The organism is uncultured Campylobacter sp. (genome assembly GCF_938039205.1).
Taxonomy (GTDB): Bacteria; Campylobacterota; Campylobacteria; order Campylobacterales; family Campylobacteraceae; genus Campylobacter_A.
Genome location: NZ_CALHVM010000053.1, coordinates 1 through 1,317 on the forward strand (window position 1 = coordinate 1; position 1,317 = coordinate 1,317).

2 protein-coding genes are annotated in these 1,317 nt (G+C 46.3%); both read right to left on the reverse strand.

All coding sequences use genetic code 11. The features are described 5' to 3' along the window. The coding region (locus Q0394_RS07290; protein WP_298946448.1) for an FAD-dependent oxidoreductase at positions 1-346 on the reverse strand (346 nt) is incomplete at its 3' end. A 21-nt stretch (positions 347-367) separates the two neighbouring features. Beyond that, positions 368-1,317: metalloid reductase RarA (locus Q0394_RS07295; RefSeq protein ID WP_298946450.1), on the reverse strand; the 950-nt coding region annotated here is incomplete at its 5' end.

Below are 1,317 nucleotides of genomic sequence, written 5' to 3' on the forward strand. Positions count from 1 at the left end.
ACTGACCGCTTCTAACTTGAAAGCGACCGGCTTTTTCTAGGACGATAACCCTTGCACCTTTTTCAGTTGCAGCGCGCGCAGCGTGGAGTCCCGAAACGCCGGCACCTATGATAAGTACATCGGTTTCAAGCGTCTCTTTGATATCTTTGTCTGAAATTTGCGGCTCAGCGCCCAGCCATTTTGGCACTTCAGGGGCTTTTGCAACTTCCTTTTTTGGATGGATGAGGTGATTGTTCGGGTTATCACAGCCTGTTAGTAGCGCAGATCCAGCCACAACCGAGCCAAGCGTGAGCGCTCCGCTACGTTTTAAAAACGAGCGGCGTGATAGTTCATTTTTTTCTACCATTTTATACTCCTTGTTTCAAATTTATTTTAATAAATCAAAGTCGTAAGAGGCTCTTAGCCAAAGCTCTTCATCTCTTGTCTTGCCGTTAGAGCCGCCATTGGTATATTTTAGCTTTCTATCCATAGTTTCGTAGATAGCAGATAGCTTTAAGCCTTTTACTGCAGGAACTTTATAGCTAACTTGCACGTCCCAGCCCTCTACATCTATCCTAGTTCCTGGCGCTTGACCATGAAGGCCGCCTGAGCGAACGTTGCTGCCGTTATGCTGCTTGCCATACCAGTAGTCAGCGTCCACCCTAAGACCGTCGACGCCTACGTTGCTAAAGTCATAGCCTGCGCTAAATTTATGTAAATTCATACCAGCAAAATTCATAAATAAAAACGGACCATAGATCGGAGTGGCCGTAAATGAGCCAACGTCGTTTCCTATGCCTTGAAGCGACATCTGGTTTTTGCTAACGGTTGAGTATGCGTATCTAAGATCAAAGCCGTAAGCGTTATAAAGCCCTATCATGCCTGCGTAGTAGTTGCCGTTAAAGTCGAAATTCTCTTTTAAAGTACCGTTTGTTCTTGAGCCTTTATACATAAAGTCTATTCCAACTACCGCGTTTTCAAAAAGCGTAGGCGTTTTGTAGCCAGCAGCTGCGAAGTAGAAATTTATATCGCCTTTTGAATTGGCCGCGTCATCGTATTCAAGACCAGATACGTTTGCATAACCGGCCGTGAGCGAGACGCCGGGAAGGCCGCTATATGTCACAAATGAGTTAAAGATATTGTCAAATTTATAGCCGTAAGGCCCAAAGCCGCCGATAACAACTCTGTCTTTAAATCTCGGCGCGCCGTGATCGCCGCCCGTTACGGCGCTTGATCTGCCGGCAAATTTCCAAAAGTCTGCTAGGCCGATAACGGTATCTATGCTATCAAGCTTTATCCTAGCGCTCACGCCCTCAAATGCCTCTTTGTAGCCCACGT